Origin of the sequence: Kamptonema animale CS-326 (genome assembly GCF_028330895.1) — a bacterium.
GTDB lineage: Bacteria > Cyanobacteriota > Cyanobacteriia > Cyanobacteriales > Microcoleaceae > Kamptonema > Kamptonema formosum.
Map to the genome: position 1 here is coordinate 1 of NZ_JAQMUA010000036.1, position 2,265 is coordinate 2,265.

General features: G+C 44.6%; 2 protein-coding genes. Both read left to right on the plus strand.

Translation table 11 applies throughout. The features are described from left to right. Positions 1 to 189: hypothetical protein (locus tag PN499_RS02420; RefSeq protein ID WP_272030088.1), on the plus strand; the 189-nt coding region annotated here is incomplete at its 5' end. An 82-nt stretch (positions 190 to 271) separates the two neighbouring features. Then, on the plus strand, positions 272 to 2,143 hold the full coding sequence (locus tag PN499_RS02425) for an ArsA family ATPase (RefSeq protein WP_272030089.1): 1,872 nt from the start codon (positions 272 to 274) through the stop codon (positions 2,141 to 2,143). Positions 2,144 to 2,265 lie beyond the last annotated feature (122 nt).

Below are 2,265 nucleotides of genomic sequence, written 5' to 3' on the forward strand. Positions count from 1 at the left end.
CCTCTGGGCGGTAAAGATACCGCCCAGAGGGCGGCGTTACGTAAACAGTGCATAACTTCTATACTTGAAGTTAAAATACTAGGTATAGCAACCGCCAAGACCATTAGGGCATTCTCAATCGATGGAACCGTTAGGCTGAGCGATCGCACCGAAGCTCTTACTCTTATTCTCTTTCCCTTCTTTCCCTAGTCCTGAGCATCGTAGCCCCTGGCCCCTAACCGACGAAAGCGGTTGCTATATAATTTAAAGTTTGGCTAAACCATCCAAGAATATGAACCAGTACGACTCACTCCACCTAGCAATGTTCAGCGGTAAAGGCGGAGTAGGGAAAACAACCCTTTCCTGCGGGTTTGCGCGTCGCTGGGCCAAGCTATTTCCCCACGAAAACATCCTATTAATATCCACAGATCCCGCCCATTCTTTGGGGGATGTGTTGCAGATGGAAGTTGAAGACGCACCCAAAGCGATCGCAGATTTGCCTAACTTAAGCGTGCGAGCCCTCGACTCTCAGAAAATATTGCAGGAATTCAAAGCCAAATACGGAGAAGTTTTAGAACTATTAGTAGAGCGCGGAAGCTTTGTAGAAGGAGGAGACTTAACCCCCGTTTGGGACTTGAGTTGGCCCGGTTTAGACGAACTGATGGGCTTTCTAGAAATCCAGAAATTACTAACAGAAAAAGCCGCCGATCGTGTAGTAGTAGATATGGCTCCCTCCGGCCACACTGTAAATCTCTTCGGCCTCAAAGACTTTCTGGATGTCATGTTAGCTTCCCTCGAATTATTTCAACAGAAACATCGCGTAGTCAGCGAAACTTTAGCAGGGCGTTATACCACTGATGAAGCGGATCGCTTTTTAACAGACATGAAATCGGAACTAGCAGAAGGTAGAAACTTACTTGAGGATACTGATTTCAGTGCTTGTAATGTAGTCGCGATCGCAGAACCCATGAGCCTCCTAGAAACCCAACGCTTTCTAGATAGTTTGCACAAACTAGAAATTCCCTGCGGCGGCTTATTTGTCAACCATATTATCACAAATACTGATACAAATGGCGATCGCTACAGCGAACAACAGCAATTATTACAAAAATTCCTACAACTCCCCAGCCATCATCATATTTTTACCGTCCCCCAACAAAACTCAGAACCCCTTGGCGCAGAAGCATTAGACCATTTGATAGCCCAAATAGAAAAAATTGAAACAGTAGAATTAGCCCCTGCACCAATTATCGAATGGCCGACAAAAATCCCTCCCAGTTTCAGCGATTTTATCGCCGAAGAGCGGCAATTAATCCTAGTAGGTGGTAAAGGTGGAGTTGGTAAAACAACAGTTGCCGCCGCGATGGGATGGGCGATGGCAAATCGCTATCCAGACAAAAAAATTCGGATGATTTCTATCGATCCCGCCCATTCTTTAGGAGATGCTTTTGGGCAACAATTGACACACGAACCACAACAGCTAAGCGATAATTTGAGCGCCCAAGAAATTGATGCTGAAATCGTACTCGACCAATTTCGCGAAGATTATCTGTGGGAATTAGCAGAAATGATTAGCGGCGAAAGTAGCGAAGCGGATGCCGTAAAAATGGCTTACAGTCCTGAAGCTTGGCGGCAAATTGTGGCTCAAGCATTGCCAGGAATTGATGAGATGTTATCTCTTGTGGCTGTGATGAATTTATTAGATAGTAAGCAGGAAGATTTAATTATTTTAGATACTGCACCGACTGGTCATTTGCTCCGTTTCTTAGAAATGCCAACAGCTTTAGGAGACTGGCTAGCTTGGATTTTTAAACTGTGGATGAAGTATCAAAATGTTTTGGGCAGAGTAGATTTGATGGGAAGATTGCGGAAATTGCGGCAGCAAGTAGTACAATCACAAAAGAAGTTAAAAGATCCATCTCATACTGAATTTATCGGAGTTTTTCAGGCTCAAGCTGCGATTGTTGCCGAGCAAGTCAGATTAGCAGAATCTCTTAAAACTATGGGCGTACAGCAGCGCTATGCGGTACAAAATTGCTATCAACCTGGAGTAGATATTGATGGGGATTTATTGCCTGAGCAAACTATTATTCGCTTGCCAATGTTACCCCGTTCTGTAGCACCTATAGCGCGGATTGAAGCCGCAGCGAATTTACTATTTTGACCCGATACGGAACTTATGACAATCGATTAAGATTCTGTAAAGAGTGCTTAATACCAAATCCGGGTTTACTAGCCCCTTTATTGTCATTGCGAGCGAAGCGAAGCAATCGCAGAGACTAGGCG

Coding starts and splice junctions, on each gene's coding strand:
- PN499_RS02425 (WP_272030089.1), top strand. CDS start 272: ATGAACCAGTACGACTCACTCCACCTAGCAATGTTCAGCGGTAAAGGC.